This is a genomic window from Sporosarcina siberiensis (assembly GCF_042681925.1).
GTDB lineage: Bacteria > Bacillota > Bacilli > Bacillales_A > Planococcaceae > Sporosarcina > Sporosarcina siberiensis.
On sequence record NZ_JBHUGI010000032.1, the window covers coordinates 264587 to 278555 of the forward strand.

10 protein-coding genes and 1 pseudogene are annotated in these 13969 nt (G+C 37.4%); 5 read left to right on the forward strand and 6 right to left on the reverse strand.

The window, feature by feature from the left end; translation table 11 throughout:
• Positions 1-264 precede the first annotated feature (264 nt).
• The 3 genes from dctP (at position 265) to ACFSFY_RS12220 (ending at position 4841) form a co-directional block, all read left to right on the forward strand.
• Positions 265-1299, forward strand: coding sequence for a TRAP transporter substrate-binding protein DctP (gene dctP, locus ACFSFY_RS12210; RefSeq protein ID WP_381538403.1), 1035 nt, complete (start codon positions 265-267; stop codon positions 1297-1299).
• A gap of 77 nt (positions 1300-1376) precedes the next feature.
• Positions 1377-2165 (forward strand): aspartate/glutamate racemase family protein, encoded by a 789-nt coding sequence (locus tag ACFSFY_RS12215; RefSeq protein WP_381538405.1) that lies wholly within the window; start codon positions 1377-1379, stop codon positions 2163-2165.
• Between the two features lie 255 nt (positions 2166-2420).
• Positions 2421-4841, forward strand: coding sequence for an AAA family ATPase (locus tag ACFSFY_RS12220; protein WP_381538406.1), 2421 nt, complete (start codon positions 2421-2423; stop codon positions 4839-4841).
• 90 nt (positions 4842-4931) lie between these two features.
• Here ACFSFY_RS12220 and ACFSFY_RS12225 read toward each other — a convergent pair whose 3' ends face one another.
• From ACFSFY_RS12225 to ACFSFY_RS12235, 3 genes are all read right to left on the reverse strand, one after another.
• Entirely contained in the window at positions 4932-5666 is a 735-nt protein-coding gene (locus ACFSFY_RS12225) for a glucose 1-dehydrogenase (protein WP_381538408.1), read from the reverse strand.
• A gap of 24 nt (positions 5667-5690) precedes the next feature.
• Complete coding sequence (locus ACFSFY_RS12230; RefSeq protein ID WP_381538410.1) at positions 5691-6956, reverse strand: MFS transporter; 1266 nt, start codon at positions 6954-6956, stop codon at positions 5691-5693.
• Between the two features lie 157 nt (positions 6957-7113).
• Positions 7114-7914 carry an SDR family NAD(P)-dependent oxidoreductase gene (locus ACFSFY_RS12235; protein WP_381538411.1) on the reverse strand — a complete coding sequence of 267 codons (801 nt, stop codon included), beginning with the start codon at positions 7912-7914 and terminating at the stop codon, positions 7114-7116.
• Positions 7915-8379: 465 nt separating this feature from the next.
• Between ACFSFY_RS12235 and ACFSFY_RS12240 the strand changes: the two genes are divergently transcribed.
• Complete coding sequence (locus ACFSFY_RS12240) at positions 8380-9081, forward strand: potassium channel family protein (protein ID WP_381538413.1); 702 nt, start codon at positions 8380-8382, stop codon at positions 9079-9081.
• 266 nt (positions 9082-9347) lie between these two features.
• Here ACFSFY_RS12240 and ACFSFY_RS12245 read toward each other — a convergent pair.
• A pseudogene (locus tag ACFSFY_RS12245) lies at positions 9348-9710 on the reverse strand (DUF779 domain-containing protein).
• A gap of 21 nt (positions 9711-9731) precedes the next feature.
• A complete protein-coding gene (gene exaC, locus ACFSFY_RS12250) occupies positions 9732-11252 on the reverse strand; it encodes an acetaldehyde dehydrogenase ExaC (RefSeq protein ID WP_381538414.1) in 1521 nt (506 codons plus the stop codon).
• Between the two features lie 538 nt (positions 11253-11790).
• On the opposite strand from exaC, the gene ACFSFY_RS12255 reads away from it, so the two are divergent.
• The gene (locus tag ACFSFY_RS12255) at positions 11791-12768 is read left to right on the forward strand and encodes a papain-like cysteine protease family protein (RefSeq protein WP_381538415.1); all 978 of its coding nucleotides are present in this window, start codon (positions 11791-11793) and stop codon (positions 12766-12768) included.
• A gap of 193 nt (positions 12769-12961) precedes the next feature.
• On the opposite strand, the gene uvsE is transcribed toward ACFSFY_RS12255, so the two are convergent.
• Positions 12962-13927 carry a UV DNA damage repair endonuclease UvsE gene (gene uvsE / locus ACFSFY_RS12260; RefSeq protein WP_381538417.1) on the reverse strand — a complete coding sequence of 322 codons (966 nt, stop codon included), beginning with the start codon at positions 13925-13927 and terminating at the stop codon, positions 12962-12964.
• Positions 13928-13969 lie beyond the last annotated feature (42 nt).

The following is a 13969-nucleotide window of genomic DNA, read 5'->3' on the forward strand; positions in this document are numbered from 1 at the left end:
AAAGTTTTGTTGAGAAGCGACCCTTTTCAACATAATTCAAATTTTAAATCCGAGCGGAACTAAAAATGTGTAAAAGCATTTTTAGTTCTGCTCTTTTTATTTTTTTGGGAGGTGATGTAGATACTTTAACTATAGACTTATCAATCTTATATGCCCCTTCATTCCGTGATGGAGATTAGGAAACACAGCGAATACTTATAATTCAGCCACTTTATCTTGGTAGTAAAAATTGACAATAGAATAGAATTGAGAGGATGAAGCATATTGAAGAAAAATGTTATGAAAATAGCTTTATTAGCAGTTTCATTGGTTGTACTTGCTGCATGTAATTCCAAAGCAGAGGGTTCTGATAATGGGATATCAGCATCGGAAAAGACACAGACCCTACGCATTGCAGGAGTATATCCGGATGATCATCCGAGTACCCAGGCACTGTATACATTTGTAGAACAGGTTAAAGAAAAGAGCGAAGGACGTATTGAAATTAAGGTATATCCTGCAAACCAATTAGGCGATTATACTACGGTGTATGAGGAAATTGGACGCGGCACAATAGATATGGGGTTAATTACCCTTCCAAGTACTCTTGATAATCGTTTGGAGATGCTATTTGTTCCTTATTTGTCGGAGAGTTATGAGAACATTACGGACAGATATAATACAGAGTCTTACGTATTCAGCAAGATTCAAGAAATTAATAATGAGCACAATGTTCAACTCTTAGGCTTTCATGCAAATGGTTTCGGTGGAGTTGGAACGACAAAAGAAATAGAGAACTTCATGGAATTAGGAGAAGATAAAGATTTACTGTTACGTGTAGCCCCAATCGATGCTTTTAGACTTCCGATGGCTGATATTGGTTTCCGTACAGTAACAATTCCATATGCAGATCTATATACGGCATTACAAACAGGCTCGGCTGACGGATGGTCTGGCGGAGAACCAGCATTAAACTACTTGGGTTTTCGTGATGTCATAAAATACTATTATCAAACAAATGACTTCTTTAATACAGATTCACTTCTTATGAATAAAGGTCTGTACGATGAATTAAGCGAGAAAGATCTTGAAATGTTTAAGGAATTGACAGAAGAACTCGTATTAAAAAGCTTTGCAAATGCAGAAGAGCATGACCAAGATTACCGCGATAAGATGGTTGAAGAAGGAATTAACGTAGTGGAATTTAGCAACGCAGAGCTTAGTGAAATTGGAAAGCATGTCCGAGCGACTACGTGGCCAAAACTTGAAAAGCGTATCGGTAAGGATATTATAGATGAATTAATGAAAACTACTGAATAGATTTCATTGTATGAGATTCTCGTGATTTATTGAAAAACAAACAAATCAGTATAAACTTTCTTGAGGAGGAAAAATATATGAATTATCAAAGTCGGGATACTGGAATTGAGAATATTAAGGCGAAAAAAAACCATATTGCTTACGGTATGGGCTTAGGGATCATGTTATTAGATGAAGTTTACCCTGGCTTTCCTGGAGATGTTCGGAATGCAAGTGCGTATAATTTTCCAATACAATACGATATCGTTGAAGGAATTGACATAAAAAAACTTGTGCTCGATGAAGATAAGTCGCAATGTTTACAACCAATATTAGATGCAGCTAAGAGGTTGCAAAGATTGGGCGTTAAAGCAATAGCCGCAGAGTGTGGATATTTTTCATATTTCCAACAAGAGATTGCCAGCGCAATGGACATACCGGTTTTTATGTCAAGCCTCTTACAAGTGCCAATGATTCAACAAGTCATTGGACAAAAGGAACAGATTGGAATTGTATGCGCATACAAAAACAGCCTTACTCCAGCACACCTAAGTAATGTAGGTATCAATCCAGAAAGTAATTTAGCGGTCGTTGGAGTATTGGATGATTATGAATCTACTGAGTTTCATTCTTTATGGGTTGATAATAAGCTTCCTTCTATACCTAACGGCAACTATAGTACAGCAGAAGCGGACATGATTCGAATTTGTAAGGAATTTGTTAAGAATAATCCAGACATAAAGGCATTAATGTTTGAATGTACAGGTTTTCAGCCATTCGCACGCGCCGTTCAAAGAGAATTAGGATTGCCAATCTTTTCTTGGGGCACCTTACTTGATTATGCGAATTCTGTTACGGTTCATAGAGATTACTACGGGCACCTTTAAGAAAACTTAAGAAAAATTGGACCAGCTCCATCTAAGAGTGAATACTTTATTCATATACATGTTTCCTGTTTAATTACCCAGTACATCACTTAATAGAGTGATGTACTTTTCTTTTTAATAAAGAGCGGCACCCCCTCTCCCCTATCTGGAATGCAATTCAATTTTACCTAAATATTCTTTTATTAATGCGTGGTCTACGCTTAATTTGGGTATAGGAAGAGTAAACATAAAGTACATAAGGGAAGGTGAGTTTAATTGGACCATTTCAATATAAGATCGATTCGAAAGCAAGCTTCCTTAGCACCACAAGATTTGAAAAGGTTTGTAGATTATTCGATGTTGCAATTCGAATCAACGGAACAGGTTGAAAAGTTAACAACTATTGTTGGACAACAACGCGCTCGCACAGTTATGAATTTTGGACTACACGTCCATAAACCTGGGTATCATGTGTACGTTTGTGGAATCGAAGGCACTGGGAAAACTTCCTTTGTAAATTCCATTGTGAATGATTTTGCTAAAAGAGACGGGCACCTATTCGACTGGTGTTACGTAAACAACTTTGAGGATGAATACAAACCCAAAGTGTTAAAACTCCCGGTCGGTTTAGGTAAACAACTTCAAAAATCAATGGAAAATCTTTTGAAAGATTTGAAAGAAGATATTCCAAATACATTCCTTGATGAAAACCATCAGAAGAGCCGTATATCTATCATTCAAAACTATAAAGAAAAAGAAGAACTGATTTATAAATCGACCTCAAAGATAGCAACTGAACACGGCTTTTTAATAAAGCAATCGGGACCAACGATTTTAACGATACCTATGGGTGAAGACGGACAACCTATAAGTGAAGAAGCTTATAACTTATTGGATGAAGAGCAGCTAGCAACTATTGCAAAAGACTCTGCCAAATTGCAAGATGTCATACGAGAAGCTACAAAATCTATTCTTCATTTTGAGCAGGAATTGAAAAGAACATTATCTGGTTTTGATCATCAAACCGCTCTCATAGCCATCGACTTTCACATTGATGAATTAATAAAAGACTATAAAGAATGTCCTGAAGTGATTCACTATTTAAAAGAGGTACGAAAAGATCTCGTAACTAACTTTCATGCTTTTTTACCTAATGAAACCAAAAAAGACGAAAAACAACTAGGCATTCTATTCAAAGACGATCATCAAACATTTAAAAAATATACAATCAACCTGCTTGTTGATAATAGTGAAACAGTCGGCATGCCAGTCATATCAGCAGACAATCCTACTTTTTACAATTTAATTGGTAAGGTCGTATATGAAAACCGAATGGGCGCACTCAATACCGACTTCACAAAAATAAAACCGGGCTATCTTCACGACGCAAACGGCGGGTATCTCCTGATTCAAGCTAAAGACATTTTTTCAAAAGGCCTTGCTTGGGAAGGTATTAAAAGAGCATTATTGACCTACAAACTTCAAATTGAGAACATCGGTGAACATACCGGCTCCATTGCTACGGCATCGGTGAATCCAGATCCAATTCCCCTAGATGTGAAAATAATCATCATCGGAAACATGGACATCTACCGAACTTTATATAATCTCGATGAAGATTTTCGTAAACTATTTAAAATCCGCGTAGATTTTGATGTTGAAATGGAATACAACCAGGATAACATTACGGGACTGGCAAGATTTATTCACACACTTTGTAAAAAACACAACTTGCGACACTTTGACCGAACAGCAGTAGCAAAAATAGTGGAATACAGTTCACGTCTTGCCGAGCACCAAAACAAACTATCCACACGATTTAATCGGCAAGTAGAAATAATCTACGAAGCAGATGCCTGGGCAAACATGATGGGAGACGACCTCATTACAGCCAAGCATATTGAAAAAGCGATTAAAGAAAAGATTTATCGTTCAAATTTAACCGAGGAGAAGATTCAAGCACGTATTGATGATGGAAGTATTCTTATCGACACTGAAGGCGAGAAAATTGGACAGGTCAATGGTCTGGCCGTTTACGATTTAGGAGAATACCATTTCGGAAAACCATCACGTATTACTGCAACAACCTTTATGGGGCGAAAAGGGTTCGTTAACATTGAAAGGGAAAGCAAAATGAGCGGAAACATTCATAACAAAGGCGTCTATATTCTCGGCGGTTATTTGGGACAAAAGTTCGCCCAAAAGTATCCTTTAGTCCTCACCGCACACATCGCTTTTGAACAGTCTTACGGCGGTGTAGACGGCGATAGCGCATCCAGCACAGAACTGTATGCCATTCTGTCAAGCCTAGCGGAAATCCCTATCGATCAAGGATTAGCTGTTACCGGCTCCGTCAATCAAAACGGTGAAATACAGCCAATAGGCGGAGTAAATGAAAAAATAGAAGGCTTTTATAATGTATGTAAAAATAAAGGCTTAACAGGAAAACAAGGCGTACTCATCCCCCATCAAAACGTGAAAAACTTGATGCTGAACGATGAAGTCATTGATGCCGTCCGTGATGGACAGTTCCATATCTATAAAGTACAAACGATTGAAGAAGGCATAGAAATCTTAACAAACGTTCCCGCTGGTCAACCGAACAAACACGGCGACTATGAGAAAGAAACCGTATATGGAAAAGTTGCTGACAAATTGCAAATGTTTATGGAGATTGCTCAGGAACAAGAAAGATAATTATTTCGGTTCTTTGTGCGACAACTAAATTGGTGAAACGTAAACAAACAAAAAAACGCTCAGATTTGAGCGTTTTTTGTTTGTTACTTATTATTGTGCAGTGAGTCCGCCGTCAATAACAAATTCCGAACCTGTTGAATAGCTTGCCTCATCTGAAGCTAGGAAAAGAACAATATTTGTTACTTCTTCTGGTTTTGCAATTCGTCTCATTGGAATATGCTTTGAGAATTCCTTAATCGCTTCAACAGCATCGCCTTCTGAAATCATTGGAGTTTCAATTACACCTGGGTGTACAGAGTTTACACGAATTCCGTGTTGACCCAATTGAAGAGCTGCAGCTTTTGTCATTCCGCGAACAGCAAACTTCGTATCGGTATATCCTACTGCTCCACCAACAAGACCATTCATAGAAGAGATGTTCACAATTGATCCCTTTTTAGCTTCAATCATAGAAGGAGCCGTCGTCTTCATTCCAAGAAAAACAGATACTTGGTTGATGTCCACTATTTTGCGGTATTGCTCTTCTGTCATATCTAGAAGGGATACATTCATGCTAATTCCAGCGTTGTTTACTAAGATATCAATAGCGCCAAATAATTCTATCGTCGAATCCACCACTACTTGCCAATCAGCAGCATTTGTAACGTCATGCTTGATGAATTTAGAGTTTTCTCCAAGTTCTTTCTCAAGTTCTAGACCTTTTTCTGCGTTAATATCGGTGAAAACAACTTTTGCTCCTTCTTCAACAAAACGTCTAACATGTGATGCACCCATACCTTGTGCAGCTCCAGTAACAATTGCAACTTTCCCGTCTAATCTATTCATTTAAATTCCTCCTATTTTTTTAATTTAATTCCATAAACCTGCTTGTTCGAGTTTTTTCTTTCCATTATACGCAACGAAAATCACAACAATATTAATAACAAGCATTACTAAAATTGCATATAACCCGCCCGAATAACTACCAGTAAATTGGAAAACATAACCGTATGCTGGTAGTGCTACGATTGAAGCTACTGCTAGTCCTATTGAAACAGTCGAGTAAATTTGACTGTATTCTTTGTTACCAAATAAACTTGAAGTTAGAGATGGTGCGATAATTCCGATTCCGCTCGTAACAAAAGCGAAAAGAATAAGTGCTACGAAAATCATAACAGAACTAGACGCCGCGAATAACAGTATAGATACGGAAATAATCCCTAAAACCATAGCTAGTATTGCAGTGTTTTTCGTCCCTATTTTATCATTCAAAACACCGATAAGTAAGGAAGCAAACACTACGCCTAACATGAATACACCCAATGCAGTTCCTGCAAATTCTTGAGTAAACCCTTTATTCACGATATAAGTAGGGACGTGAATCATGAAGCTTGCTATTGCAGTTAGGAAGAAGAAGAAAATCAACAATGCATAAAATGCAGAGGATTTTTTAGCAACCGCCAACGTAACACCACTGTTTTGAGATGTTGTATTGGACCCATCTTCTCCTTGTTTCGCTTCTTCCATTCCATAAGGAAATAATCCTTTTTCTGAAGACAACTTTCGAATAAAGATAATCGTCGCCAAAACAACAAGTATTATGGCCGCAACTCCGATTACGATATATGAATATCTCCAACCATCACTCACAATTAATCTTCCAACAAATGGCTGAACAAGAGCTCCAATAATTCCTCCAGTTGCAGTTAAAATACCAAGAGCCAAACCGCTACTCTTTTTGAACCATTGATTGATTAATACTGGACCTACAATAACTGTAAGGAAAGTTCCACCGATTGCAAGTGGTACTGCGAATATATACCATCCCCACACAGTATTCATAAAAGCAAAAGCTATAAAAGCTCCTCCTTGTAGAATAATTGAAAGAATGATTAACAAACGAATGTCGTATTTCTGCGCAAGTTTACCAGCAAAAGCTAGGAAAAGCAATGTGAATACCGCAGCAACACTAAAGTATAACGTTAAATCTCCCATACCAATATTAAGCTCTTCCGAGATTGGACTTAAGAAAAGGCTGGCTGAGTTATTGAGCCCACCCTTTGAAATTCCGACAATAATACATAAACCAACAAGAATCCACCATGCATAGTGAATTTTAAAAATGCTTTTTTTCATTTTCGTTCTCCTCTAAATGTAATTTTCATTTCAAAAGTCCTGATTTTTTCTATTTTCCTTGTACAAGATAAAAACATGATAATAATTGCGATCAACTATCTACTACGCAAAATGCATTTTTCTCACTCATATGTATTTGCGTCTATGATAAAACACCTTAGCCTTGATTCATCATGTCTCTAAAATCCGGAATCGTTGGGTTACTTAAATAATGGCCGCCTTCTACTTGAATCGTTTGACCTGTAATGAATTTAGACTCATCAGAAGCTAAAAACAATACCGTATTTGCAATATCTTCAGGTTCCCCGTGATATGGAAGTTGATTGTATCGAAGGAAAGTATCTAGTAATTCAGGAGACATATTGTTCTTTGCTGCCGGTGTTAAAATAAGACCAGGGGCAACACCATTACAACGAATATTCTGTTTCCCGTATTGTGTAGCAATGTATTTTGTTAAATTGATAACCCCTGCTTTTGAAGCTCCGTAAGCTGAACGGGTAGCATCTCCTGCAAAACCGGCCATAGATGCTGTATTGATGATTGAACCACCACCAGCTTCGATCATATGTGGAATCGCAAACCGGCTACCAATCAAAACACTTTTCAGATTTAGATTCATCAGGCGATCCCATTCTTCAAGATCTGTATTGACAACATCTATATCCTTTTTTAAATTCGTTCCACCAACATTGTTAAACAAAACCGTAATTCCACCGTACTGCTCGACCGTGAAATCAACCGCACTTTTAATCGATTCTTCACTGCCCGCATCTAGGAAAATGCTAACGGCATCAAACCCTAGTGATGTTATTTGAGCAGCCGCTTCTTTGGCACCCTCTTCATTATAATCAGCAATTACAACTTTAGCGCCTTCTTTTGCCAATACTTGCGCAGTAGCAAGGCCTATCCCAGAAGCACCTCCTGTTATAAGTGCTACTTTATCTTTAACTCTAGTCATATAGAAACATCCTCTCTAAATTTTCGCATGACCAACGTCAACCATATTTTTTTGACGTGTGCTGTAATCGGAACCACTACAAAACGATTGAAAGGTCATTCAAAACCCTTCAATTACTTTGTAACAATATCGCCACATTTCAATTGTATTGCATCATTTAAGATTATACAAGAATAACAATTAAAATATAAAGTAAGTTTATATTGAAATAATTCTGTTACATTTAGTTCTTAAAATACAGATAATATACTTTCATTTTGCTTACTTAGACAAGGATTTAAGAAACAAACATTGATGAGTGAGTATTGTACAAATACCCTACCACGACTCTTTTAAACCGATAGTGTAAAGCGATATTTGGATAATGACTTCATGCTATAAATCCCTCCGAACAAAATGGTGTTTTTCTGTATAATGGAAATTACGGGTAAGATATAAAACTTTAACATCAAGGTGGTAAATGAAATGAAAAAAGTTACAATTACATATGAAATTCTTATGTTCTTTCTTGTAGTCCTGTCCTTGCTTTTTGCATTTTCAGAGAATGTACAATTTGTATTATTCGATCGTATTATATGGATAATATTTGTAATTGATTACACGGTACGATTATTACGCTCACCAAACAAATGGACTTATGTAAAAAAACATCCTTTAGAACTTGTTGCCATTATCCCCTTCGATTCGATATTCAGAGCAGCGAGATTCGTTCGTATCTTTAGGATTATCCGTTTACTTGGAATTGGGTCACGTTTTCTAAAACCAGTCTATAGTATTTTAAAGACCAACGGATTAGACAAATTACTGTTGGTTGCTGTTGTTCTCTTGTTTATTATTCCGATTCCAATTATTTTGGTTGAGCCAGCCATTAACACATTCCCAGATGCTCTCTGGTGGGCTGTTGTCACAACCACAACTGTTGGATACGGTGACATTTCACCAATAACTCCATTAGGACGAGTATTAGCCGTAGTTTTAATGTTAGTAGGTATTGGGATCATCGGTACGTTCACCTCCGCCATTACAAGTTATTTTGGCAATAAAAGCGAGCCGTCTCACGACAAACAAGTATTGGGAGTCATACAGTCCATCGAGGAAATTAAAAATCTTACAAAAGAAGATATGGATCTTATACGCTCATATATGAAGATGAAGAAAATTGAATAACAAAAAAATGCCTGTGTGAGAAACGATGTAATTATTTAGTTATTCACTAAACTCGTTATATTATATTACAAAATAATTCCCTCCTTTTAGATTACTAAACTATAGTTAATTAAATCCGTATATTTTTGGAGTACCTAACACGCATAGGTACCTGAAATTCATTTTGTTGCATATAAAAAACACCTTCGCGTTGTATTCTTGGGGTATCTCTCAATCCCCATTTTCAACGGAAGGTGTTTCTTATTATTTTTCAGGTCAATACACTTTCATAAAAGCTTTTTCACTTCTTCACACTCGTCTGCTGTGAATACTTTAGATTTTGTGATAAAATGCATTTCCTCCACACTATCTAAAGAAAAACTAGCACCTCTGCCCGTCATTGCATCAATAATAAGTTGCGTATGTTTAAATTACTCATATTGTGCCCTGTGGATGTAAAAAGGGACATCGCCTATGGTACCAAGATAGATATCGCTATCGCCAAGCTTAAAATCCCCTTCTACATAACACATCGGGACAGATCCCTCACAGTAGCCACCAGATTGATAAAACATGATAGCCCCATGCCTGCTCTTAATAAGATTTATCAAATTTAAAGCCTCTTGCGTTGCAGTCACTCGTTCTATCATGTTGTTATCGCCCCTATCAGATCAAAAGAAACCTTGTGATTCTTCTTTATAGTTCACTAATAAACATTTCGTTTGTTGATAATGATCAAGCATCATTGCGTGGTTTTCACGGCCGATACCCGACAGTTTGAAACCACCAAATGCCGCACCAGCTGGGTATTGATTATACGTATTTGTCCATATACGTCCGGCTTGGATAGCGCGACCCGCACGGTATGCAGTATCACCCGAACGTGACCAAACGCCAGCACCTAAACCATATTCTGTATCGTTTGCGATTTCCATTGCTTCATCGAAGTCTTTGAATGTTGTTACAGCAAGTACTGGACCAAAAATTTCTTCTTGGAAGATACGCATTTTGTTGTGACCTTTGAAGACAGTTGGTTGGATATAGTTACCGCCAGCAAGATCTCCTTCAAGTACGTTTTCTTCACCACCGATTAAACAATCAGCGCCTTCATCTTTACCTAGTTGTAAGTATGTAAGGATTTTGTTTTTTTGTTGCTCAGAAGCTTGAGCACCCATCATCACTTCTGTATCTAATGGGTTACCAATTTTAATTGCTTTTACGCGCTCTAATGCACGCTCGATGAATGTATCATAGATGGATTCGTGAACAAGTGCACGTGAAGGAGAAGTACAAATTTCACCTGAGTTCAATGCGAACATCACGAAACCTTCAATTGCTTTATTTAAATAAGCATCATCAGCATCCATTACATCTTCAAAGAATACGTTTGGTGATTTACCACCAAGTTCTAATGTTACTGGAATAATATTTTCAGTTGCGTATTGCATAATTTGACGGCCAACAGCTGTTGAACCAGTGAAGGCAATTTTAGCGATACGTTTGTTTGTTGCAAGTGCTTTACCCACTTCAACACCAAAACCATTCACAATGTTCAATACGCCTTTTGGTAATATATCTTGGATTGTTTCGATTAACACAAGTAAAGAAACCGGTGTTTGCTCGGCTGGTTTCATAACGATACAGTTACCTGCTGCTAAAGCCGGTGCAATTTTCCAAGCCGCCATTAAAATTGGGAAGTTCCAAGGAATAATTTGTCCAACAACGCCCAGTGGCTCTTGGAAATGATAAGCGACTGAATCATTGTCTAATTGAGTTGAGCTTCCTTGTTGTGAGCGGATAGCACTAGCGAAATAGCGGAAGTGATCTGCTGCAAGGGGAAGATCAGCATTTAATGTTTCCCGCACTGCTTTTCCATTGTCCCATGTTTCAGCAACAGCAAGCATTTCTAAATTCTCTTCAATACGGTCAGCGATTTTGTTTAAAATTGACGCTCTTTCCGTTGTAGATGTTTTTCCCCATGCATCTTTTGCTGCATGGGCTGCGTCTAGTGCCAGTTCAATATCTTCAACAGTCGAACGAGCCGCTTTTGTGAATATTTGCCCTGTTATAGGTGTTTTGTTATCAAAGTATTCACCTTTTACGGGTGCTACCCATTCGCCACCGATAAAGTTATCGTATTTTTCTTTAAAATTGATGAGTGCGCCTGGAGTATTAGGATTTGCATAAATCATAGTTTATATCTCCCTACATTATTGTTTTATGAAACTATATGTACTATGAAAACTACACACTTTGTACACTATTTCACACTATCCATATTGCTACATTAAAATAGCTATTTCAAGCGTTATGATTCGAAATATAAAAGCTTTGTATTTGAACTATTCACTGACCTTCCGAGATTGGCATTCCATATGGACTCCTCTTCTTTTCTAAGTATTCAAACATAAAGTCAACGGTGAAAGGAATCTGTTTGTAATAGATATGGACATCCTCACATTTGTAATAGAATACCAGGATAGCGAAATAGAATTTGTTTAGTGTAAAGTACCTGCGCAAGAAAAAACAAACAATTATATATACATACTAAATCGACAATTTTTTCAGCATATCTTTTATAAATATGCAATTGTGGTGTATCGTCAGAAGTCACCATCAGTTCCGGTATTTTTCATAAATATAAATACATATTGTTAAAATTCTATTTTTAGTTATACTAGATTTCTATGCAAGAAATGCATAGTACAAAAAGAAAAGGCGGAATGATAAATGAAAAGAACCCTAACAGCAGTTTTAGCATCTGCAATGTTACTGAGCGCATGCTCAGGTGGAGAAACGAAAAACAATGCGGAGGTATTAGCAGTCAAAAACGCATCGGCGGAAACGAGCGTGGCAGTTAAACCAACCCCAATTAAAGGCGAAGATTATGACGAGGCTGGCGGTGCAGATGCATACGCTAATGCAGGAGATAATCAAGAATCTCGCTACTATAAAGCACCTGATTTTTATAATTTAAAATCAGATGACAATTTAACAATTATCGAAAATTACCAAACGATGCAACAAACAACGGAATGGTCATGTGGTCCAGCAACAGCATTAATGGTGGCAAATCATTTCGGGTACGATAAAATGACAGAAATGGACATTGCGATACAAATGAAAGCAATGACTGACCTAGATGTAGAAGGCGCATTACCTGGATCTGCGAATAACTTCCATGAATATGGTGCAGACGTTTCTCAGCTGCATAATTTCTTCACAAGTATTGAAGGTTTTGAAGTAGTAGAAACAAGTTACCGTGCAGATTACACGGATGTTGATCTAATACAAGCGGATTCAGGTGCGACGGGTAATAACGTAGGCAACTTACCAGCAACATTCACTTGGAATAGCTTATATGCTTCTGAAAACAGTGAGAATACAGAAGCTTGGGTATCAGATGCCAAAGACAGCTATTTCGTGAAATGGCTTACAGATCATTTAGAAAATGATCGTCCAATCATGGTTGAGTGGACAGACTGGGATGGTCACTGGCAATCCATTATTGGCTATGATAACAACGGTACACCAGGCATTGGTGATGATATGCTCATTTTTGCTGACCCATATGATACATCAGATCATTGGCAAGATGGCTATTTCTTCTACCCAGTAGAGCGCTGGTTCGCACAATGGAATGACCGAAACATTGCACCTAAACCATTCCAATTACAACCGTTTATCGTTGTGGAATATACCAAATAGAATCGTACGATCTATGACAAACGTAACATTTTTTACGTTTGTCTTTTTTATCGCATACCTGTACAACAAGCAATCATGTTTGTTTAAACTTTCACGAAATTTTTCTTACAACTCTATTTTAGAAGGAATTCGTGATTAACCTATTGTCCTTTGCATGATCCGAATAACTTCATTCACATGCCCAATTTCCTGATTACCTTAAGTGAAACGTAGAACCATCAATGACTTCCACATCATCCCTTGCTTTAATCTCTTCCATTAAACGAAACAAGGCTTCGTCTTTTCTTTTCGCTTCAATCATACAATCAATTCGTGGAACGCTCCCCTTTATTCCATTTAAGAAATTAAAAAATACATCGATGTCAATAAAATCTGCATGATGCCGAAATTCCTTTGCACTTTTCGGACTTGAAATATGCATTTTCACAGGAAGAGACGAATGCCTCCACGATTGGACCACTCGATCCCAATGAACTTCCCAATCCGAATTTTGATGAAGCGCAAGATGATGATGAATATCAAAAACAAGTGGAATATCCAGCTTTTCACATAAGTAAAGAGTATCCTCCAGTGTAAAAGAAGTATCATCATTTTCAAGCATGATCATTTTTTGAATCGGCCTTGGGACTAGCATCCAATGATTGATAAAACGTTCAAGCGATTTTTCCGTATCCTTATAATTCCCCCCTACATGCATCACACAGCGATGAGCCGTATCTATCCCCATCCCTTTCAATACTAAATAATGCAGCTTTAATGTTTGAATGGAATTTTTCAGGACCTCTTTCTTCATGGAATTAATGAGAACAAAATGATCTGGATGAAAATCAATTCTCATTTTGTGTTCTGTCGCAAAATCTCCAATTTCTCGCAATTGATTTTTTAAGGGACTCAAAAAATCCCAATCAAGAAGTTCAGGATGGTTGGCCAGAGGGATTATTCGTGAAGTTAAGCGATAAAAGTGAATATCAGATGCTGCATTATGCCTTAAAATTCTAAGTGTATTCTCTAAATTCGAAACAGAAATACGCTCCAATTTACGAATAGCGGCTTCCCTGTCTTTAATCTTTTGAAATTGTGCAAATGTCATGGTTTGTGAGGGAGATGCGTTTTGCAATTCCATACTCATTGCCACATACCCTAAACGAACAATCGTCACTTTTTCCACCTCAATCACACGAAATTTGTAATTCCATCTGTA

Excerpts from the sequence above, each read along its gene's own strand:
- ACFSFY_RS12235 (WP_381538411.1), bottom strand. The coding sequence starts at position 7,914 with ATGACTAGAGTTAAAGATAAAGTAGCACTTATAACAGGAGGTGCTTCT.
- ACFSFY_RS12230 (WP_381538410.1), bottom strand. The coding sequence starts at position 6,956 with ATGAAAAAAAGCATTTTTAAAATTCACTATGCATGGTGGATTCTTGTT.
- ACFSFY_RS12255 (WP_381538415.1), top strand. The coding sequence starts at position 11,791 with ATGAAAAGAACCCTAACAGCAGTTTTAGCATCTGCAATGTTACTGAGC.
- ACFSFY_RS12215 (WP_381538405.1), top strand. The coding sequence starts at position 1,377 with ATGAATTATCAAAGTCGGGATACTGGAATTGAGAATATTAAGGCGAAA.
- ACFSFY_RS12240 (WP_381538413.1), top strand. The coding sequence starts at position 8,380 with ATGAAAAAAGTTACAATTACATATGAAATTCTTATGTTCTTTCTTGTA.
- exaC (WP_381538414.1), bottom strand. The coding sequence starts at position 11,252 with ATGATTTATGCAAATCCTAATACTCCAGGCGCACTCATCAATTTTAAA.
- ACFSFY_RS12225 (WP_381538408.1), bottom strand. The coding sequence starts at position 5,666 with ATGAATAGATTAGACGGGAAAGTTGCAATTGTTACTGGAGCTGCACAA.